Source organism: Streptomyces sp. NPDC002790, from assembly GCF_040295505.1.
GTDB lineage: Bacteria > Actinomycetota > Actinomycetes > Streptomycetales > Streptomycetaceae > Streptomyces.
On sequence record NZ_JBEOVM010000121.1, the window covers coordinates 1 to 18,600 of the forward strand.

At 72.2% G+C, this 18,600-nt stretch carries 17 protein-coding genes, 1 tRNA gene and 1 pseudogene; 7 read left to right on the top strand and 12 right to left on the bottom strand.

Features of this window, described 5'->3' with window-relative positions; genetic code table 11:
- Positions 1-102 precede the first annotated feature (102 nt).
- From ABT004_RS31400 to ABT004_RS31410, 3 genes are all read right to left on the bottom strand, one after another.
- Positions 103-936: an SCO1664 family protein gene (locus ABT004_RS31400; RefSeq protein WP_351343419.1), complete on the bottom strand. Its 834-nt coding sequence runs from the start codon at positions 934-936 to the stop codon at positions 103-105.
- Entirely contained in the window at positions 900-1,490 is a 591-nt protein-coding gene (locus tag ABT004_RS31405) for a DUF3090 domain-containing protein (RefSeq protein WP_351343421.1), read from the bottom strand. The genes ABT004_RS31400 and ABT004_RS31405 overlap by 37 nt, the downstream gene beginning before the upstream one ends.
- A gap of 98 nt (positions 1,491-1,588) precedes the next feature.
- On the bottom strand, positions 1,589-2,275 hold the full coding sequence (locus tag ABT004_RS31410; protein WP_351343423.1) for a histidine phosphatase family protein: 687 nt from the start codon (positions 2,273-2,275) through the stop codon (positions 1,589-1,591).
- A gap of 62 nt (positions 2,276-2,337) precedes the next feature.
- Between ABT004_RS31410 and corA the strand changes: the two genes are divergently transcribed.
- The gene (gene corA, locus ABT004_RS31415; protein ID WP_351343425.1) at positions 2,338-3,339 is read left to right on the top strand and encodes a magnesium/cobalt transporter CorA; all 1,002 of its coding nucleotides are present in this window, start codon (positions 2,338-2,340) and stop codon (positions 3,337-3,339) included.
- Positions 3,340-3,346: 7 nt separating this feature from the next.
- On the opposite strand, the gene ABT004_RS31420 is transcribed toward corA, so the two are convergent.
- Positions 3,347-4,126: a ferritin family protein gene (locus tag ABT004_RS31420; protein ID WP_351343427.1), complete on the bottom strand. Its 780-nt coding sequence runs from the start codon at positions 4,124-4,126 to the stop codon at positions 3,347-3,349.
- A 231-nt stretch (positions 4,127-4,357) separates the two neighbouring features.
- On the bottom strand, positions 4,358-5,419 hold the full coding sequence (locus ABT004_RS31425) for an LLM class F420-dependent oxidoreductase (RefSeq protein ID WP_351343429.1): 1,062 nt from the start codon (positions 5,417-5,419) through the stop codon (positions 4,358-4,360).
- Positions 5,420-5,563: 144 nt separating this feature from the next.
- Between ABT004_RS31425 and ABT004_RS31430 the strand changes: the two genes are divergently transcribed.
- The gene (locus ABT004_RS31430) at positions 5,564-6,547 is read left to right on the top strand and encodes an aldo/keto reductase (protein WP_351343431.1); all 984 of its coding nucleotides are present in this window, start codon (positions 5,564-5,566) and stop codon (positions 6,545-6,547) included.
- On the top strand, positions 6,544-9,042 hold the full coding sequence (locus ABT004_RS31435; RefSeq protein WP_351343433.1) for a helix-hairpin-helix domain-containing protein: 2,499 nt from the start codon (positions 6,544-6,546) through the stop codon (positions 9,040-9,042). Before ABT004_RS31430 ends, ABT004_RS31435 begins: the two co-directional genes overlap by 4 nt.
- A 92-nt stretch (positions 9,043-9,134) precedes the next feature.
- On the opposite strand, the gene ABT004_RS31440 is transcribed toward ABT004_RS31435, so the two are convergent.
- Positions 9,135-9,812, bottom strand: a complete 678-nt coding sequence (locus ABT004_RS31440; protein ID WP_351343435.1) for a hypothetical protein — start codon at positions 9,810-9,812, stop codon at positions 9,135-9,137.
- Positions 9,813-9,859: 47 nt separating this feature from the next.
- Here ABT004_RS31440 and ABT004_RS31445 point away from each other — a divergent pair, with 47 nt between their 5' ends.
- Positions 9,860-10,048, top strand: a complete 189-nt coding sequence (locus ABT004_RS31445) for a DUF5703 family protein (protein WP_018535088.1) — start codon at positions 9,860-9,862, stop codon at positions 10,046-10,048.
- Between the two features lie 251 nt (positions 10,049-10,299).
- Here ABT004_RS31445 and ABT004_RS31450 read toward each other — a convergent pair whose 3' ends face one another.
- The 3 genes from ABT004_RS31450 to ABT004_RS31460 form a co-directional block, all read right to left on the bottom strand.
- Positions 10,300-11,010, bottom strand: coding sequence for a chaplin (locus ABT004_RS31450; RefSeq protein ID WP_351343437.1), 711 nt, complete (start codon positions 11,008-11,010; stop codon positions 10,300-10,302).
- A gap of 125 nt (positions 11,011-11,135) precedes the next feature.
- Complete coding sequence (chpH, locus tag ABT004_RS31455; protein ID WP_351343439.1) at positions 11,136-11,369, bottom strand: chaplin ChpH; 234 nt, start codon at positions 11,367-11,369, stop codon at positions 11,136-11,138.
- A 151-nt stretch (positions 11,370-11,520) separates the two neighbouring features.
- Positions 11,521-12,846, bottom strand: a complete 1,326-nt coding sequence (locus ABT004_RS31460; RefSeq protein ID WP_351343441.1) for a M20/M25/M40 family metallo-hydrolase — start codon at positions 12,844-12,846, stop codon at positions 11,521-11,523.
- Between the two features lie 196 nt (positions 12,847-13,042).
- On the opposite strand from ABT004_RS31460, the gene ABT004_RS31465 reads away from it, so the two are divergent.
- Positions 13,043-13,127 (top strand) — tRNA-Leu (locus ABT004_RS31465).
- A 56-nt stretch (positions 13,128-13,183) separates the two neighbouring features.
- Here the strand turns inward: ABT004_RS31465 and ABT004_RS31470 are convergent.
- The gene (locus ABT004_RS31470) at positions 13,184-14,074 is read right to left on the bottom strand and encodes a tryptophan 2,3-dioxygenase (RefSeq protein WP_351343443.1); all 891 of its coding nucleotides are present in this window, start codon (positions 14,072-14,074) and stop codon (positions 13,184-13,186) included.
- A gap of 59 nt (positions 14,075-14,133) precedes the next feature.
- Positions 14,134-15,315 (bottom strand): M20 metallopeptidase family protein, encoded by a 1,182-nt coding sequence (locus ABT004_RS31475; protein WP_351343445.1) that lies wholly within the window; start codon positions 15,313-15,315, stop codon positions 14,134-14,136.
- A 134-nt stretch (positions 15,316-15,449) separates the two neighbouring features.
- Here ABT004_RS31475 and ABT004_RS31480 point away from each other — a divergent pair, with 134 nt between their 5' ends.
- Together ABT004_RS31480 and ABT004_RS31485 are read left to right on the top strand one after the other, a co-directional pair.
- Positions 15,450-16,505, top strand: coding sequence for an Lrp/AsnC family transcriptional regulator (locus tag ABT004_RS31480; RefSeq protein ID WP_351343447.1), 1,056 nt, complete (start codon positions 15,450-15,452; stop codon positions 16,503-16,505).
- A 34-nt stretch (positions 16,506-16,539) separates the two neighbouring features.
- Positions 16,540-18,441: a serine/threonine protein kinase gene (locus ABT004_RS31485; RefSeq protein ID WP_351343449.1), complete on the top strand. Its 1,902-nt coding sequence runs from the start codon at positions 16,540-16,542 to the stop codon at positions 18,439-18,441.
- A gap of 54 nt (positions 18,442-18,495) precedes the next feature.
- Here the strand turns inward: ABT004_RS31485 and ABT004_RS31490 are convergent.
- Positions 18,496-18,600 (bottom strand): annotated as a pseudogene (locus ABT004_RS31490) (6-phosphogluconate dehydrogenase); the annotation flags it as partial.

Genomic DNA, 18,600 nt, shown 5'->3' on the forward strand with positions numbered 1-18,600 from the left:
GTTTCAAGCCCCTGCGGCGATTGATCCCATTAAAGCCCCGCCGGCGATTGAGGCGCGGGGTCCGGGGCAGAGCCCCGCGACCGCAACACCGTCCGAGCCCCGCTATACGGGCGGCCAGGGGATGGCCGGCCAGTCCCCACCCGGCTCCCGATGCCGCCCGGCCTTGAGCAGCCCCGCAACCCGCTCCCGCACCGCCTCCAGCTCCACCCCGGTGATCAGCTCACCGAGCCGCACCGCAAGCGACTCACCGGCCCCCAGGGCCACCCGCAACGCCTCCAGCGCACCAGCCGCCTCCCCGGTCAACGGCTCCCCCGCCCACCCCCACAACAACGTACGCAGCTTGTCCTCGGCGTTGAACGTCACACCGTGATCGATACCGAACAGGCGCCCCTCGGCATCGACGAGCAGGTGCCCGCCCTTACGGTCACCGTTGTTGATCACGGCATCGAGCACCGACAGCCGCCGCAGACGGGCATCGTCCGCATGCACCAGCAGCGCCGTACGCCCCTCCCCGACCTCGGCGAAGCCAATGGCCTTCCAGCCCTCCTCCGGCTCCTCACGGTCCACGAGGGCGAGCAGCTCGCCGCCGCCCCCGGGCTCCTCCGGAGTGTCGATCCACAGCTGGACCATGCCCTCGCCGTACGGCCCCTCCCGCAGCACCGTCGGCGGCACGAGCCCCCACCCGAGCGCCTCGGACACCTCGTACGCGGCGACCTCGCGCCGCGCCAGGTTCCCATCCGGGAAATCCCACAGCGGACGCTCGCCGCGTACCGGCTTGTAGACGCAACGGGCCTCGCGGCCCTCGTGGGTGACGGTGCACACCAACACCGCGTTCGACGCCTCGCGGATCTGTCCTTCCACATGGAGCTCACCAAGGGCGAGCAGGTCCCGGTCGCCGCTCACGCGTCGCGCCGGTATCCGTTCTGGCGCGGACATACGTGTCCCTCCGGGTCGAGCGGCAGGCTGCACAGCGGGCACGGCGGACGGCCCGCGTTCACGACGTCAAGGGCCCGCTTGGCGAAGGCGCGGGCCTGGTTCCCTGTGAGGCGGACGCGGAGCATCGGCGGGCCGTTCTCCTCGTCCTGGAGCAGCTTCTCCTCGGCCTCCGCCAGGTCGTCCTCGGACTCGGCGTCCAGCTCGACGAGGGCCTGCGCCTCGACGATCATGCGCTGTTCGTCGCCGTCCCACGCGAGTGCCATGGTGCCGACGCGGAACTCCTCCTCCACGGGCGCCTCCAGCGGCGCGGTGTCGGAGATCTCGCCCGGCGGCACGGCGGGCACGGGGGCGCTGCCCCCGGTGCGCCGCACGACCTCGTCGAGCAGTTCGTCCATGCGCTCGGCGAGCGCGGCCACCTGGGTCTTCTCCAGAGCCACGCTGGTGACCCGGGCTCCTGCCACGGCCTGCAAAAAGAAGGTGCGGCGCCCGGGGAGCCCGACCGTACCGGCCACAAACCGCTCCGGGGGGTCGTAGAGGAACACCTGACGGGACACGTCCGCTCTCCATGGGATCGGGATCGACTGGCTTGAACCGGTCATGGCCGACCGGGCCGACTGTGCTTACGGCTGCTTCACCCTACTGCGGGCGACGATCACGGTGCGCCCGCGCCGCCCCCGACCGGTGCATCGGGCTCCTGCGGCGTCTCACGCGGCGCCAGGGACGCGAAGTCACCGGTGTCCCCGAGGCGTACGAGAAAGGGGCGCAGCCGTGTGTAACGGATCGCTGTGATGGAACACGGCTCTACAGAGATGCGCTGAAAGAGGTCCAGATGCAGCCCGATGGCGTCCGCGACAAGGGACTTGATGATGTCGCCGTGCGAACACATCACATAGGCGGCGTCCTCGCCGTGCTCGCGCTCCACGCGCGCGTTCCACTCACGTACCGCCTCGGCGGCCCGGTGCTGCATCTGCCGCATCGACTCCCCTCCGGGGAACGCGGCGGCCGTCGGGTGCTGCTGCACGACCTGCATCAGCGGTTCGTCGGTCAGCTCGGCGAGCTTGCGGCCGGACCAGTCCCCGTAGTCGCACTCGCCGATGCGGTCGTCGGTGTGCAGGGTGAGCTCCGGGCGCGCGGCGAGCAGCGGCGCGACGGTCTCCCGGCAGCGCTGCAGCGGGCTGGCGACGATCTCGGCGAGCGGCAGGTCGGCCAGCCGCTCGGGCAGCCGCGCGGCCTGCGCGGCGCCGCGCTCGTCGAGCGCCACACCGGGGGTCCACCCGGCGAGCACTCCCGCGGTATTGGCGGTGGACCGTCCGTGCCGGACAAGGATCAGCGTGGGCATGTGCCCCACCCTAGGCATACGACGACGTGCGGCAGTGGCCGGTCCTGGGAAGAATTCGCCTCGTGATCGTCGACTGTGCCATCTACCGCGAAGGACGCCGCATCGAGCGGCCCGCCGACTTCTCCGACGCCCTCGACGAGGCGCGGGCGGCAGGGGACGCGTTCGTGTGGATCGGGTTGCACGAGGCGAGCGAGGACGAGTTCGACCGGGTGGCCCAGGAGTTCGGGCTGCATCCGCTGGCCGTGGAGGACGCCATGAAGGCGCACCAGCGGCCCAAGCTGGAGATCTACGACGACTCGCTGTTCGTGGTCCTCAAGCCGGTCGTGTACGAGCCGCAGAGCGACAAGGTGTCCACGGGCGAGCTGATGCTGTTCCTGGGCGACTCGTTCGTGGTGACCGTCCGGCACGGCGAGGGCGCGCCCCTGAAGGCCGTACGGCAGCGTCTGGAGGCCGAGCCGGAGTTCCTGAAGCAGGGGCCGACGGCGGTCCTGTACTCGGTCGCGGACGCCACGGTGGACCACTACCTGGAGGTCGCGGCCGAGTTGCAGACCGACCTGGAGGAGCTGGAGACGGAGGTCTTCTCCCCGGACGGCGGCGGCACCCGAGACACCGCGTCGCGGATCTACACGTTCAAGCGCCAGATCCTCGAATTCCGGCGCGCGACCGGTCCGTTGACGATGCCGCTGGCCCGGCTCGCCGGGGTCGGCCCGTGGGGGCTCGCCGCCGTGCCGTTCGTGCACGAGGAGGCGCGGCCGTTCTTCCGAGACGTGAACGACCACCTGACGCGGGTCAACGAGTCCGTGGACGGCCTGGACCGCCTCGTCTCGGACATCCTGTCCGCGCACCTGGCGCAGATGAGCGTGCGGCAGAACGACGACATGCGGAAGATCTCGGCGTGGGCGGCGATGGCCGCGGTGCCCACGATGATCGCGGGCATCTACGGCATGAACTTCGACCACATGCCGGAACTCCACTGGATCTGGGCGTACCCGGCAGTGATCGTCCTGATGGCCCTCCTGGAACTACTCCTGTTCCGCACATTCAAACGCCGCGGCTGGCTGTGACCACCCTTCAGGCGAACTCGGCCGCCGCCCCACCAAGCGCATCCCGCCGCTCCGGCATACGCAACGACACCATCCGCCGCCAGCCCCCCAGCCGCTCGTACACGTACACGGCACGGATCCCCGCGGCAAGCGCGACCGCCTTCGGCTTCGACCAGCCCAGAACACGCCCCATGTGATCCATGACGGCGAGGCTGACATCCCGGTAGACCGCGATCTCCGCGAGAGCGCACTCCCGCAGAACCCGCTGAATAGTGCGGCCATGACCCGCGTACGCGAATCGCAGCAACTCCTCGTGGCAGTACGCGAGATGGTTGTCCTCGTCGTTGGAGATCATCTTGACCGCGCGGCCGAGGTCGGGGTCGTCGCCGAAGTGCTTGCGGAGCATCACCATCTGCTCGGAGGCCCGCTGCTCGGTGACACGGCTGTGCGCCAAGTACGTGACGATGTCCCGCACGCGGAGCCGCTCGTCGCGCCGCAGCCGATCGTGCGCGAGCCCGATCCCCTGCTTCTCCAGAAGCATCGTGTAGTCGGCATCGGCGGGGACGGGGACCGGCTCCAGGCCGCGCTTCCTCATGAGGGCGTGGAAAATCCGCCCGTGCTTGTCCTCGTCCGCACCGTGCCGCGCGATCCTGGGCGCGAGGCCGCGCTCGCTCTCGGGCACCAGCGCGGCGATCCGCCCGTTCTCCCAGCCGCCCTGGGATTCGCCGCCTGCCGCGATGGAGCAGAACAGCCGGAACGACTCGTCGTTGTCGACGATCTCCTGGAACAGACTCTTGGCCGACAGCATCCGCAACCTCCACCTCGCCGCGCCGGACTCCGCAGTACTGCAAAGTCCGAGTCAAATGCGGGACATGAGGCAGGGCAACAGCTATGCGGGTCAACTCGTCCGAAAGGAGGACACGAGGCGGGGGACGGGCCGTAACCAGGCCCCTCGTGGCGCGTTGTGCAAGGCGTCGGCCGTGGCGGGGAAGACCCCCGAGCCCCCACCACGGCCGCAGAAGAACTGCTTCCCGAGCGCTTACGCCAGCCCGGCGAGCTCCATCGCCTCGGTGCCCGCGCGCAGCGAGGCGAGGCGGTCGTCGAGCGTGAGCCCGGCCGGGTTGACGGTCAGCGTGGTGACACCGGCCTCGGAGTAGGCCCGCATCCGGTCGGCGATCCGCTCCACGGAACCGAGCATCGTGGTGGAGTCGATGAGCTGCTGCGGGATCGCCGCGGCCGCGCCCTCCTTGTCGCCGGCCAGGTACTTCTCCTGGATCTCGGCGGCCTCCTTCTCGTAGCCCATGCGCTGCGCGAGCTGGTTGTAGAAGTTCTGCTTGCTGCTTCCCATGCCGCCCACGTAGAGGGCGGTGTACGGCCGGAACATGTCGGCGAGCGCACTCACGGAAGCCTCGTCGGACCCGCCGAGCGCCAGCGGGACCGTCGGGCAGACGTCGAAGCCCTCCATGGTCAGTCCGGCCTTCTCGCGGCCCGCACGGATGTGCCGGAGCGTGGTCTCCTCCAGGTGCTCGGCCGCCGGGAAGATCAACAGGGCGCCGTCGGCGATCTCTCCGGTCTGCTCCAGGTTCTTCGGGCCGATCGCGGCGATGTAGAGCGGGATCCGCTCGCGCTCCGGGTGCACGATCAGCTTCAGCGGCTTGCCGGGGCCGTCTGGCAGCGGGAGCGTCCAGTGCGCGCCGTCGTGGCTGACCCGCTGCCGGCTCATCGCCTTGCGGACGATCTCGACGTACTCGCGGGTGCGCGCCAGCGGCTTGTCGAACTTGACGCCGTACCAGCCCTCGGAGACCTGCGGCCCCGAGACACCGAGGCCCAGCCGGAAGCGGCCCCCGGACAACGAGTCGAGGGTCGCGGCCGTCATCGCCGTCATCGTGGGCTGACGGGCCGGGATCTGGAAGATGGCCGAGCCGACGTCGATCCGCTCCGTCTGCGCGGCGACGTACGCGAGGACCGTGGCGGCGTCGGAACCGTAGGCCTCCGCGGCCCAGCACACCGCGTAGCCCAGTCTGTCGGCCTCCTTCGCGATAGCCAGGTTGTCCGCGTCCATGCCCGCGCCCCAGTAGCCGAGGTTGATGCCGAGCTTCATTGACCACATCCCCTTAACGCCTTGCCGGATCCAGTGAATTACCCATGGGTAGGGCACCTCGCTCGGCACCCTAACCCGGCGGTCCCGACGACAGATATCCACAGGGGCCCCGTTCCTGACCTTCGGCCAGTAACCTCAGCGCCCATGGAGCAGAGGCATCTCGGCCGCACCGGCCTGCGCGTGTCCCGGATCGGGCTCGGCACCCTCCTGTGGGGCAGGGACACCGACGAGCACGACGCGGCGGACCTGTTGAAGGCCTTCTGGGAAGCGGGCGGCACGCTCGTCGACACGGCCGACGTGTACGGGGACGGGGAGTCGGAGTATCTGCTCGGGCGGCTCATCGAGGGCCTGGTCCCCCGCCGTGACCTCGTCATCGCCACCAAGGCGGGCAGCGTGCCCGACCCGGACCGCCGCTTCGACGGCTCGCGCGGCCATCTGCTCTCGGCCCTGGACGCCTCGCTCGCCCGGCTCGGCACGGATTACGTCGACCTGTGGCAGGTGCACGCGTGGGACCCGGCGACCCCGCTCGACGAGACGCTCCAGGCCCTCGACATCGCGGTCAGCAGCGGGCGTGCGCGCTACGCGGGCGTCTCGAACTTCTGCGGCTGGCAGTTGGCCAAGGCCGGTACGTGGCAGCTCTCCGCGCCCGGCTCGCGCACGCGTCTCGCCAGTACGCAGATGGAGTACTCGCTGCTGCAGCGGGGCGTGGAGCGCGAGGTGCTGCCGGCGGCGCTCGACCTCGGCATCGGGCTGCTGCCCTCGTCCCCGCTGGGCCGCGGGGTGCTGACCGGCAAGTACCGCTCCGGCACGCCCACGGACTCGCGGGGCGGCTCGGACCACATGGCGCCGTTCGTCGAGCCGTATCTCGACGAGGCGGCCGGGCACATCGTGGACGCGGTGGCCACGGCGGCGGACGGGCTCGCCGTGACGCCGCTCCAGGTGGCTCTCGCGTGGGTCAGGGACCGGCCGGGAGTGGCCGCGCCGATCGTCGGCGCGCGCAACGCGCGGCAGCTCACGGCGGCATTGTCAGTGGAGGCCCTTAGTCTTCCTGACGAGATCTGCCAGGCGCTCGACGATGTGTCGGCGCCCGTGCACCGCTATCCCGATCAGGACTGGAGCACGTTGTGAGTACGGAGTCCGCTGCCGCGGAGAACGAGTCGGGGGCCCGCCCCGACACGGATCCGGCTGCCGCCGCGAGCGCCGAGGCGGTCCCGGTGCCGGCGGACGGCGCCGGGCCCGGGCCGACCGGAACCGACGACGCCGAGGCCTCGGCCGCCGACACCGACGAGCAGCCCGAGCCCGACGAGGGCGAGGGCGCGGAAAGCCCGGCCGGTGAGGGTGCCGAAGCCGCGGCGGATGGCGGCGCGGAGACCGGGCCCGGCGAGGGGGCGGAAGCCGCGGCGGACGGCGGCGAGGGGACCGGGCCCGCCGAGTACTCGGTAGGCCCGGCCGGCGAGGGCGCGGAAGCCGCGGCGGACGCCGACGAACAGACCGCGCCCGACGGGGGCGCAGCCGCGGCGGACGGCGACGCGGAGACCGGGCCCGACGAGGACTCGGTAAGCCCGGCCGATGAGGGTGCCGATGCCGCGGCGGATGGCGGCGGTGCGAAGGGCGGCGCCGAGGTGTCCGAGGCCGAGGCCGAGTTGGCGGCGCAGCGGGAGTTCCGGGAGCGGATCGCGGAGCGGAAGGCCGCCAAGGAGAGCCCGATCGACGCCGGGGCCAAGCTGAGCGGGACCGCCGCCGACCTGCTCGCCGCCGTGCGCGCGGTGGAGAGCGGGGAGAAGCCCGTCGCCGCCCCGGAGCCCCGGCGGGACGTCGCACCCGCCCCCGAGCCCGTACGCAGGCCGCAGGCCGCCGCCCCGGCGGGGCCCGGCGCCGAGACGGTGACCACCGTGCGGGACGTGCTCGTCGAAGGCGGCGCGCCCGAATCGCTCGCCGCCGCGACCGCCGCGGCCCTCGGCGAGGGCGCGAGTGACGAACTGCGCGCGGATCCGTGGCAGTTGCTGCGGGTGAGCGGAGTCCGCCCCGAGCAGGCCGACGGGTTCGCGCGGGCGCTGCTCGGCGCGGAGTGCGGGCCCGACGACGAGCGGCGGGGCCGCGCCGTCACCGTATGGCTGCTCGAGCAGGCCGCGGACGCCGGGCACACAGCCCTCGACCTGCCGGTCCTCGCGGACGCGCTCGGCAAGCGCGGCGTGCCCGACCCGGAGGAAGCCGTGCAGAGCGCCGTCGCGGAGGGCGACGCGCTGATCTTCCACGACCCCCTGGAGGACGCGCCCGCCCCGGCGCCCGCCGCCCAGGAGGAGGACTGCGAGGAGGAAGAGCCGGAGCGCCCGGTCCGGGTACTGGTCGGCCTCGAGCGGTACGCGCTCGCCGAGGAGAGCCTCGCCGACGGGCTCGCCCGGCTGCTCAACGCCTCGCCCAAGGACGAGGGTTCGGCCGCAGGCCTCGAGGAGGCCGCCGGGTCCGCGCGCGGCACGACGGCCGAGCTGATCCGGGCGATCGCCGGGCACCGCCTCGTCCTGCACACCGGCGGCGAGGCGGCCCGCGCCGAACCGATCGCGGCCGTGGCCGCCGCGGGCAAGCTGGGCCTGCGGGTGTGCGTCGCCGCGCACAGTGCGGACGGCCGGCGCCGGGCCGCCGAACTCCTCGGCCCGGACGCGCCCGAGACGGCCACCGCGACCGTCGCGGGCCTGCTCGCACAGGCGGAGGGGCCCGGCCTCGACCGGGACGGGGCGTTCGCTCTCGACCTCCTGGTCGTCCTGGACGCACCGCAGCTGGCCGTGGGCGACGCCGCGATGCTCGTGGAACTGCTCGCGGACGGTACGTGCCTGGTGCTCAGCGGGGACCCGGGGACGCTGTGGTCGGCGGGCCCGGGCCGGGTCTTCGCGGACGTCGCCGCGGCGGAGATCTGCCCCCGCATCGCCTCCCGCACGCCGGACGCAGGACCGATCGGCGAGCTGGTCTCCGGTATCGGCATCGGTGAGCTGAACCAGGTGGAGGCGCCCGGCAAGGAGGTGGTGATCGTTCCGGTGCGGGACCCGGCCGAGGCGATCCACCGCACCGTCCAGCTCGTCGCGGACTCGGTGCCGCGGGCGATCGGGGTGCCGGCCGAGCAGACGCAGGTGATCACGACGGGGCATGGCGGCGCCGCGGGGACCCGGGCGTTGAACGTGGCACTGAAGGAGCGGCTCAACCCGGGGCCCGGGCGCTTCGGGGGCTTCGATCCCGGCGACCGGGCGGTGTACGTGACCGGGCGCGGCCGGATCCGGCCGGGCGTGGTCGTCGGGGCCGACGCGGAGGGCCTGCGCCTCGAGTGCGACGGCGCCCCCGTCCTCGTACCCAAGGAGCAGGTGGAGCAGGGGGCGGTGCGGCACGGGTGGGCCTTGACCGGGCACCAGGCCGTGGGGGTTCGGTGGCCCGCGGCCGTGGTGGTGCTGCCGGGCGATGCGGCGCAGGCGCTCAGTCGTCCCTGGGTCTATACGGCCTTCGGTCGCGGCGAGCGGCACCTTTCGGTGGTGCACGGCGTGGACGCGGCCCTGCCACGAGCGGTGTCCGAGGTCCCCGCGAAGCCACGCACCACGCGCCTGCGGGGGCTGGTCCGCGCCCAGGTCCCCGGCACGTAGCCGCGACACCGTGGTGCCGCCTTGCCCACCCTGCCGCCCAAGGCGGCAGATTGCCCAAGGCAGGGCGGCACCATCAAGGGCGCCCCGTGGCCTCAGCGGTCCGCGTCCTCCAAGGGCTCGTCCAGGCCCGCCCCGCCGCCGTCCCCGACGTCGAACTCGTCGTCGTCGAAGACCGCGCTCACGTCGAAGCGGCACACCACCCGCTGCGGATCGACCTGCTCGAAGGGCGCTTCCAGCCAGTCTCCGGGGTCCGTGGGCTCGTCCGATGCCGTGACCCAGAGCGTGGAGTCGCCCTCCTCCAGGCCGAACTCCTTGTGCCGGGAGGCGATTTCGTCGGGCTCGAACTCGCCGAAGAGGACGCCCAGGGCGGCGTGCACGCTACTGCCCGCCCCGTTCGCGGCCTCCGTGTCCGGCTCCGCCTCCAGGTCGGCGACCCGCCCGGCCTGGGCCAGCAGACGCTGCGGCTCGACCACGGCGTAGTCGCGTCGAATCAGCACGCTCAGCGCGTTCGGCTCCTCCGGTCCCGCGTACGGCGGCAGCGAGTCCTCGCTGCCGGGGATCTCGAAGGGGGTGACCTCGTCGTAGCGGTCGTAGAGGAGCTCGTCGTACTCCTCGGCCGCGGCGGCGAGTTCGTTGAACGCTTCGTAGACGGCCGGATCGTCTTCTCCCGACCGGCGATCGACGGCCGCCAAGTGGGCGTCGATCGCAGCCTTGACCGCCTCGGCGGCGGCGCGTACCTCGGCAGCGGTGGGCTGCGCAGCATCAGACATAGTGCAGACGCTATCCGTACCGGGCCGCTGCCCGCACAATAGATGCGATGCCGGAATACGAATTTGTCGACGTGTACGTACCTCGCGGGGTCTCCCGCAAGGAGGCGACGCGCCTGCTGACGGACCATGCCGAGTACGGACACTGGGAGTTGGACCGCTTGAGCCTGCGCCGCGACGGCAGCCGCCGGGTGCGCCTGCGTCGACGGATCATCCGCCAGGTGCGGGCCACATGGTGACCTAGGGCCCTTCTGACGGATCTTGCTGGGGTCGCGGGCCCTGGCACGCACATCTGCCGCGTTGTCGTCGGTTGCCAACGCTCCGCGTTGTCGCCCTCCTCCGCCTTGCAGCTGCACGCACCAGCCCCCGCTCGCGGAGCCGAAAGGCGCGGCCTCCCGCATCCAGCCTGATCCGCCAGAAGGGCCCTAGGGTGAGACGACGGAGCGGGCCCCGTCCGTGCGGGGCCCGCTCCGTTTCGTACCGTCCGATGTCACGCCGCCGCGTTGGCCCGCCGGTAGAGCAGCGCGCCCGCGAGCAGCGCTCCCCCGGCGAGCGGGATGGCCGCGCCGAGCGGCACCGAGCTGCCGGTCTCCGCGAGCGTGCCGGCCGCGCGCGGGCTGCCGGTCTGTCCGAGCTGGGACTCGCCCTTCGGCATGGCGACGGTCTGCGTCCCCGGGTCGTTGGGAGTGTCCGCACCCGGCTGCTGCGGCGAGCCGCCCCGTGAGTCCCCGCCGCGCGAGGGCGGTGTGGTGGTGCTGCTCCCGCCGTCGTCGACGCAGCCGTTACCGGTCGTCCCGTTGCCGACCGAGCCGGCGCCGACGGAGTTCCCGCACGCGTTCACCGGCACGTGCACCGGTACCGACACGTGGTTGCCCGAGCCGACACCGGGTGAGTCGCTGGTGTTGCCACCGGCCTGCGCGCCACCGTCCGAGGACTGGCCGCCGGCCTTGTCGCCGCCGCCCGAGCCGCCGCAGTCGTTGCCCGACGCCGGGTTGAGCAGTCCGACGACGTTGATCGTGTTGCCGCAGGCGTCCACCGGGACGTCCACGGGCGCCTCGACGGAGTTGCCGGACAGGACGCCCGGCGAGCCCGACGAGCTTCCGTTCGCACTCGAGTCCGCGTGCGCGTAGCCACCGGTGACGGCGAGTACGCCGGACGCGGCCGCCACGGTGATCAGGCCCTTCCGCATGACCTGTCGCATAGGTTTTCCCTGCCTTGCCTTGGAAATCTTGCGTTGGAACCGTGTCCAACCCGTCGGCCCCGGAGTGCATGGCTCGCACTCCGGGGCCGTGGGCTCAAACCCTCAAGGGGTGAGGCACAACAACGTCAGTCGTTGACGCAGGTGTTACCGAAGGCAGGGTTCAGGAGCCCGATCACGGAGACCGTGTTGCCGCACACGTTCACCGGCACGTGGACCGGGACCTGGACGACGTTGCCCGAAATGACGCCGGGGGACTGCGTGGCAGCACCCTGAGCGCCGGAGTCGGCGACGGCCAGACCCGCACCCGCGAGAACCAGACCACCAGTGGCTGCCGCAGCGGCGACGACCTTCTTGAGCATTATTCCTCCTAGTTGGCAATGCAGTCCCAGCCGCGGACTGCACTCCCTGTAACGAGGAATAAACGATGGGGCTACGACCGTACGGCGCCATTCACTCTTTCCGGTCCATTACGTACGTGCGAGCGATTTCCGGCGCTGTGCCGGGTTGACGTCAGGACGCGTCGATGAAGCGGTCCAGGACCCGCACGCCGAACTTGAGGCCGTCCACCGGCACCCGCTCGTCGACACCGTGGAACATCCCCGCGAAGTCCAGCTCGGGCGGCAGCTGCAGCGGCGCGAAGCCGAAGTTGCGGATGCCGAGCTCCACGAAGGACTTGGCGTCGGTACCGCCGGAGAGCATGTACGGGATGGCCTTGCCGATCGGGTCCTCGGCCTCGATCGAGGTCTTCATCGCCTCGACGAGCGCCCCGTCGAAGGTGGTCTCGACGGCCTTGTCCGCGTGCACGTCCGAGCGCTTGACCTTCGGGCCGAGGATCCGGTCGAGGTCGGCGAGGAACTCGTCCTCGTGTCCCGGCAGGAAGCGGCCGTCGACATTGGCGGTGGCCTCGCCGGGGATCACGTTGACCTTGTAGCCGGAGTTCAGCTGCGTCGGGTTCGCGGTGTTGGAGAGCGTGGCGCCGATCAGCTTGGCGATGCCGCCGAGCTTGGCGATGGTCTCCTCCATGTCCTCCGGGTCGAGCTCGGTACCGAGGGCGTCGCCGAGCTCGTCGAGGAAGTGCCGGAGCGTCTTGGTGACGCGGACGGGGAACTGGTGGCGACCGAGGCGCGCGACGGCCTCGGACAGCTCGGTGATCGCGTTGTCCCGGTGGATCATGGAGCCGTGCCCGGCGGTGCCGGCCACGGACAGCTTCATCCAGTGCATGCCCTTCTCGGCGGTCTGGACGAGGTAGAGCCGGCGCTGCTCGTTCACGGTGAAGGAGAAGCCGCCGACCTCGCTGATCGCCTCGGTGACGCCCTCGAAGAGGTCCGGGTGGTTGCGCACCAGGTGGCGGGCGCCGAACACGCCGCCGGCCTCCTCGTCGGCGAGGAAGGCGAGGACGATGTCGCGCGGGGGCTTGCGCCCGGTGCGCAGCCGGTCGCGGACGACCGCGAGGGTCATCGCGTCCATGTCCTTCATGTCGACGGCGCCGCGGCCCCAGACACAGCCGTCGGCGATCTCGCCGGAGAACGGGTGGTGGGTCCAGTCCGCCGCGTTCGCCGGGACGACGTCGGTGTGACCGTGGATGAGGAGGGCGGGCCGCGAGGGGTCCTCACCCTCGATGCGGGCGACCGTGGAGGCGCGGCCGGGGTGGGACTCGAAGATCTTCGGTTCGAGGCCGACCTCGGCGAGCTTCTCCGCCGTCCACTCGGCGGCCTTGCGCTCGCCGGGGCCCGAGTGGTCGCCGTAGTTGCTGGTGTCGATCTGGATCAGTTCGCGGCAGAGGTCGACGACCTCGTCCTGCCCGGTGACCGCCCTGCCCGTGCTCGGCTCGCTCACGCTGGTTCCTCTCTTGCCGTGGATGCCTCTCATCCTCTCTCTCCCGACCTCCGGACCCAAGCCCGGCCGCCTCTCGTCACGTGCCGTTCACAGGCGGGGCCACCGGGTCGGGGGGCTGATCGAGGCACTCCGAATCCCTGGTAATGTTCTCTCTGTCGCCGCGGGAAACGCCCCGCACAGAGGCGGCAGACACCTAGTCCGGGTGGCGGAATGGCAGACGCGCTAGCTTGAGGTGCTAGTGCCCTTTATCGGGCGTGGGGGTTCAAGTCCCCCCTCGGACACAGAGAAGGACCCCAGATGATTCTGGGGTCTTTTGCGTTGTCGGGCGCCGTCGTGGTCATGCGCCGATCTGCGTGCGGACCGCGAGGAGTTCGGGGAAGAAGCTGAGGTCGAGCGCGGCCTTGAGGAAGTTCACGCCCGAGGAGCCGCCGGTGCCCGGCTTGAAGCCGATGACCCGGGACACGGTCTTGAGGTGGCGGAAGCGCCAGAGCTGGAAGTTCTCCTCGATGTCGACGAGTTCCTCGCAGGTCTCGTACGCGGACCAGTGCTCCTCGGGCTTCTCGTAGATCTCCCGCAGCACCGGCAGCAGGGACTCGGTGAAGGTGTGGGCGCGGGTGACGTCGCGGTCGAGGAACGAGTGCGGGACGGCGTGGCCGTGGCGGGCGAGGTGGCGCAGGAACTCGTCGTAGAGGCTCGGGGCCTCGAGGGTGGCGGCGAGCTCGGCGCGGGTGACCGGTTCGTGGTCGAAGACGTTGAGCATCTGCGGGTTCTTGTTGCCGAGCAGGAACTCGACCATGCGGTACTGCGCGGACTGGAAGCCGGAGGAGTGGCCGAGGGCGCCGCGGAACTGGGCGTACTCGCTGGGGGTGAGCGTGGCGAGCACCGACCACTGGTCGAGGAGCTGGCGCTGGATGTGCTTGATGCGCGCGAGCGACTTGAGGGCGGGGGCCAGGTCGTCGGCGGCGATCCTGGCCATGGCGTAGCGCAGTTCGTGGATGACCAGCTTGAACCAGAGCTCGGAGGTCTGGTGCTGGATGATGAAGAGGAGTTCGTCGTGGTGCGGCGGGTCACTCAACGGGGTCTGGGCACCGAGGAGTTGGTCCAGTTTCAGGTATCCGCCGTACGTGATCTCGTCGCGGAGGTCGCGGTGGATGCCGGATTCCAGGTCGCGGGTGTTGGTGCCCGAGGTGTCGGTGCCGGTGTCGGGGGTGCGGGGCTCGTGGTCCATGGTGACCCAGTTTCGGTGGCGGGTGTGTCGGTGGCCCGGTACCCAGGGGTGCCGGTGTGTCAGCCGCTCAGGCGGTCGAGGGCCACCTCGGCGAGGTAGTGGGCGCCGTCGGTGAGGACGGCGTCGTCGAAGACGGCGTGCGGGGAGTGGTTCTCCTCGGCGCCCTCGGGGTCGACGCCGGGCGGCACCGCGCCCAACTGGACGAAGGCGCCGGGTACTTGGGCGAGGACGCGGGAGAAGTCCTCGCCGGCCGCGGTGGGGCGCTCCATCGGCGTGTAGCGGTCGGCGCCGAAGGTCCGCTCGGCGACGGTCGCGGCGCGGGCGGCCTCGGCCGGGTCGTTGATGGTGGCGTGGACGTACTCCTCGATGACCGGCTCGGCGGTGACGCCGTGGGCCTCGGCCGTGGCGCGGCAGACCCGTTCGACGCCTGCGCGCAGCGCGTCGCGGGTGCCGGTGTCGAACCAGCGGATGGTTCCGGTGATGACGGCCTCGTCGGGGATGATGTTGGGGGCGCTGCCCGCGTGGATCTCGCCGACGGTGAGCACGGCGGTGCCGAACGGGTCCACGGTGTGGGTCACCAGCGTTTGGAGGGCGCCGACGATCGCGCAGGCCGCGGGGATCGGGTCGCGGGACAGGTGCGGGGTCGAGCCGTGGCCGCCGACGCCGCGCAGCTTGACGGTGAAGATGTCGCCGCCCGCGAGCATCGGCCCCGGCTTGGCGGTGAACACCGCGTGCGGGATCCGCCCCGCGATGACGTGCAGGGCGTACGCGGCGACGACCCGCTCCCCCGCGGCCTCCAGGACGCCTTCGTCGATCATCCTGCCCGCGCCGTCGCAGCCCTCCTCGCCCGGCTGGAACATGAACACGACGTCGCCGGTGAGCTCCCCGCGGCGCGCGCACAGTTCGCGGGCGGCGCCGACGAGCATGGCGGTGTGCAGGTCGTGGCCGCAGGCGTGCATGGCGTCGGGGTGCGGGGACGCGTAGTCGAGACCGGTCCGCTCGGCGAGTGGCAGGGCGTCCATGTCGCCGCGCAGGAGGACGGCGGGTCCTGGGCGGCCGCCGCGCAGCACCGCGACGACCGAGCTGAGCGCGTCTCCCTTACGTATCTCCAGGGGCAGCCCCGCGAGGGCGTCGAGCACGCGCTGCTGGGTGCGCGGCAGGTGCAGGCCGACCTCGGGGTCGGCGTGCAGGGCGCGGCGCAGGGACACCAGGTCGCCGTGGGCGGGGGTGCTGGTCGGCATGGGGCTCCTTCTGGGCACCGGCCGGGGTGCGGCGTGGTGGGCGGCGGACTCGTGGCGGGTCGGTGGCGGTGATCCGTACCGCTGCCAGCATGGACGCGCTTGCCACCTCGGCGCCGGGGACGCAGGATCCTTGCGTGGACGACGGTCTTGCGCAGGATTCTTCGGCGCCGCTGAGCGAGCGCGACTTCGCGCTGATCAACTGCCTCGAGGTGAGTCCGCGGGCGACCTGGCGGCAGATCGGCGAGGTGCTCGATCTCGACCCGGTCACCGTGGCGCGGCGCTGGCAGCGCCTGGAGCGCTCGGGTGCGGCCTGGGTGACCGGGCGTCCGGCCGCCCGCTTCGCCCCCGGCGCCTGCCTGGCCGTGCTGGAGGTGCGCTGCTCGGCCGGGGCGGTGGCCGATGTGTGGCGGGCGCTCGCGGCCCGGCCGCATGTGCTGTCGGTGGAGCACACCAGCGGCGACTGGGACCTGACGGCGACGCTGGCCCTGCCGTCGGCGGCGGAGCTCTCCCGGTATCTGGAGCGGGTGGTGGGCCGGGTGGCCGGGGTGAGCGAAGTCCGCAGCCAACTCGTCACCCGGGTCCACACGGAGGGCGATCTGTGGCAGTTGCGGGTGCTGGACGCCGACCAGCGGCGCGCTCTGGCGGTACCGGCCGTCGCGGCCGGGACCCGGCGTGCCAGGACCTCGGGGCCGGACGCGGCCGACCGGCGCCTGATCCTCGCGCTCGGCCGCAACGGGCGCGCCCCGCTTTCGGCGCTCGCCGCCGAGACGGGGCTCGCGGTGAGCACGGTGGGCCGCCGGATCGCGGCGCTGCTGGAGCGCGAGGAGCTGTCGCTGCGCTGCGACGTGGCGACACCGCTTTCGGGCTGGCCGGTGAGCGCGTGGGTGTGGGCGCGGACCGCCCCGGACGACACGGCGACACCCGCCGCACTGGTGCGCCGGCTGCCCGGACTGCGGGTGTGCCTGCGGCTCTCCGGCGGCAGCGCGAACCTGCTGCTCGGCCTCTCGGCCCGCTCCCTCGTCGAACTCCCCGTGGTGGAGGCCGAGTTGGCGAGGGCCGCGCCGGGGCTCACGGTGCTGCGCGAGGCCATGGTGCTGCGATTCGTCAAGCGTATGGGGCGTCTCCTCGACGAGCGGGGACACAGTTGCGGCGCCGTCCCCATGGACGTATGGAGCGACCTCTCGTCGTGACGCGCCGGTGGGGTGCGATGTCTCACGTGATGCAATGGACCCTCTAAGCAACCTGGGGGTGCAGCGCGAGGTGTGGGCGAACAGGGAGCCCGGCAGCGGCGGTTTCCGTCCGCTGGACGACAAGGATCCGCGGACCGTGGGCGGATACCGCCTGGTCGCGGGGCTCGGCTCCGGTGGCATGGGGCGCGTCTATCTGTCGCACACGCCGGGCGGCCGGGCCGTCGCGGTCAAGGTGATCAGACCCGAGCTGGCCGAGGACCCCGAGTTCCGCCGCAGATTCCGTACCGAGGTCGCCGCGGCGAGCAAGGTGCACGGCCTCTACACGGCACCGGTCGTCGACAGCGACACGGAGAGCACGGTGCCGTGGTGCGCGACCGCGTACGTGCCCGGTCCCTCGCTCGCGGAGGCGGTGCGCGAGCACGGGCCGCTGCCGGTGGACACCGTGCTGCGGATGACCGCCGGGATCGCGGAGGCACTGCAGGCGGTGCACGACGCCGGGATCGTGCACCGCGACCTGAAGCCGTCGAACGTGCTGCTGGCCTCCGACGGGCCCCGCGTCATCGACTTCGGGGTGGCGCGGGCGGCGGACGCGACGTCCGTGACGCGCAGCGGGACGACCGTGGGCACGGTCGCGTACATGGCGCCGGAGCAGGTGCTCGGCGGCTCCGCGAGTGGCTCCGCCGATGTGTTCGCGCTCGGCCAGACCGCGGTGTTCGCCGCCACCGGCAGCACGGGGTACGGGGAGGGCGAGCCGCACGCGGTGCTGTACCGGGTCGTGCACGAGGAGCCGGATCTGTCCAAGGTCCCGGACGCCCTGCGGGAGTTGACGTCCCGCTGCCTCAGCAAGGCCGCCGAGGACCGGCCGACGGTGCGGGAGGTCATCGAGACCGTCCAGGAGATCCGTGCGGCGCAGCCCGGCGGTCCCGGACCCGCGACGGACGCCTGGCTTCCCGGTGAGCTCGCCGAGGGGATCGCGGCGCGCGCCGAGGGCGCCCGGGTGACCGGGGCGGAGTCGACGGGCCACGCGACGCCGCCGCCCGGTGCCACGAGTGAGCCCGCGACGCCCGGGAGCCCCGCCCCCGCCGGTGTGTTCGGGCCGGCCGCCGCGTTCCCCCAGGACCCGCCCGGCGGGCCGGCGCGGCAGGGCCACCCGGCGACGGTCCCCGACGGGCCCACGCCCGGCTCCCCTGCCGCGCCGGTGGGTGCCGAGACGTCCGCCGTGAGCACGGAGCCCCGGCGGGGGCGCTCGCGTGCCTGGCTGTTGGCGGCCGCCGGGGTCGCGCTCGTCGCGTGCGGTGCGGCGGCCGCGCTGTACTTCGTGCCCGGCGGCACGCCGGACGGCGGGGCGGCGGGGCCGGGGGCCGCGAACCCCGAGGCCTCGCGCTCCGCGTCGAAGTCGGCGTCCGCGTCGAAGTCCGCCTCCCCGAGCGCCTCGAAGTCTCCGAAGGCCTCCAACTCCGGTGCGGCGCCCGCCCCTTCGGGATCGGCCGGCGACCCCACGCCCGTTCGCCCGACGCCGACGGAGAGCGGTCCTTCGGCCTCGGCTCCCCCGCTCCCGTCGACGTACACCGGCATCGTGATGACGGACAACCAGGACCTGTATCTCGCGGACGATCCGGTGCGGGCCAAGCCGGACGACGGGCAGTCGAGCGAGGATCTGACCTACGCCGTCTACCGCAACGGCGCGATCTTGGCGCCCGGCAGCACCTCGGGGAGTTCACTCGCGCTGCTCCCCGCCGGGAAGCCTGCCACCCTCGCCGCGTGCCGCGGCGCGCAGGCGGCCAAGGACTCCTACTGGGTCTACGACCTGCCGGTGGGCCAGCGGCTCTGCCTGATCGGCGGCTCGGGGGACGTCGGCCTTCTGACGCTGCGGGGCAAGACGGAGGGCAAGAACGTGACCCTGGACGCGAAGGTGTGGCGGGCCACCGACCAGTAGACGCACGAAAAAGCCCGCCGGACCGATCGGTCCGGCGGGCTTCATGTGTATCGGCTACTTGGATTCGACGGCGTGGCCGCCGAACTGGTTGCGCAGCGCCGCGATCATCTTCATCTGCGGCGAGTCCTCCTGGCGGGAGGAGAAGCGCGCGAACAGCGA

What these genes read in the sequence shown, in the direction of transcription:
- ABT004_RS31440 (WP_351343435.1), bottom strand. Translation starts at nt 9,812, where the DNA reads ATGTCTGATGCTGCGCAGCCCACCGCTGCCGAGGTACGCGCCGCCGCC.
- ABT004_RS31430 (WP_351343431.1), top strand. Translation starts at nt 5,564, where the DNA reads ATGGAGCAGAGGCATCTCGGCCGCACCGGCCTGCGCGTGTCCCGGATC.
- ABT004_RS31400 (WP_351343419.1), bottom strand. Translation starts at nt 936, where the DNA reads ATGTCCGCGCCAGAACGGATACCGGCGCGACGCGTGAGCGGCGACCGG.
- ABT004_RS31485 (WP_351343449.1), top strand. Translation starts at nt 16,540, where the DNA reads ATGGACCCTCTAAGCAACCTGGGGGTGCAGCGCGAGGTGTGGGCGAAC.
- ABT004_RS31475 (WP_351343445.1), bottom strand. Translation starts at nt 15,315, where the DNA reads ATGCCGACCAGCACCCCCGCCCACGGCGACCTGGTGTCCCTGCGCCGC.
- ABT004_RS31445 (WP_018535088.1), top strand. Translation starts at nt 9,860, where the DNA reads ATGCCGGAATACGAATTTGTCGACGTGTACGTACCTCGCGGGGTCTCC.
- ABT004_RS31410 (WP_351343423.1), bottom strand. Translation starts at nt 2,275, where the DNA reads ATGCCCACGCTGATCCTTGTCCGGCACGGACGGTCCACCGCCAATACC.
- ABT004_RS31420 (WP_351343427.1), bottom strand. Translation starts at nt 4,126, where the DNA reads ATGCTGTCGGCCAAGAGTCTGTTCCAGGAGATCGTCGACAACGACGAG.
- chpH (WP_351343439.1), bottom strand. Translation starts at nt 11,369, where the DNA reads ATGCTCAAGAAGGTCGTCGCCGCTGCGGCAGCCACTGGTGGTCTGGTT.
- ABT004_RS31425 (WP_351343429.1), bottom strand. Translation starts at nt 5,419, where the DNA reads ATGAAGCTCGGCATCAACCTCGGCTACTGGGGCGCGGGCATGGACGCG.
- ABT004_RS31450 (WP_351343437.1), bottom strand. Translation starts at nt 11,010, where the DNA reads ATGCGACAGGTCATGCGGAAGGGCCTGATCACCGTGGCGGCCGCGTCC.
- ABT004_RS31470 (WP_351343443.1), bottom strand. Translation starts at nt 14,074, where the DNA reads ATGGACCACGAGCCCCGCACCCCCGACACCGGCACCGACACCTCGGGC.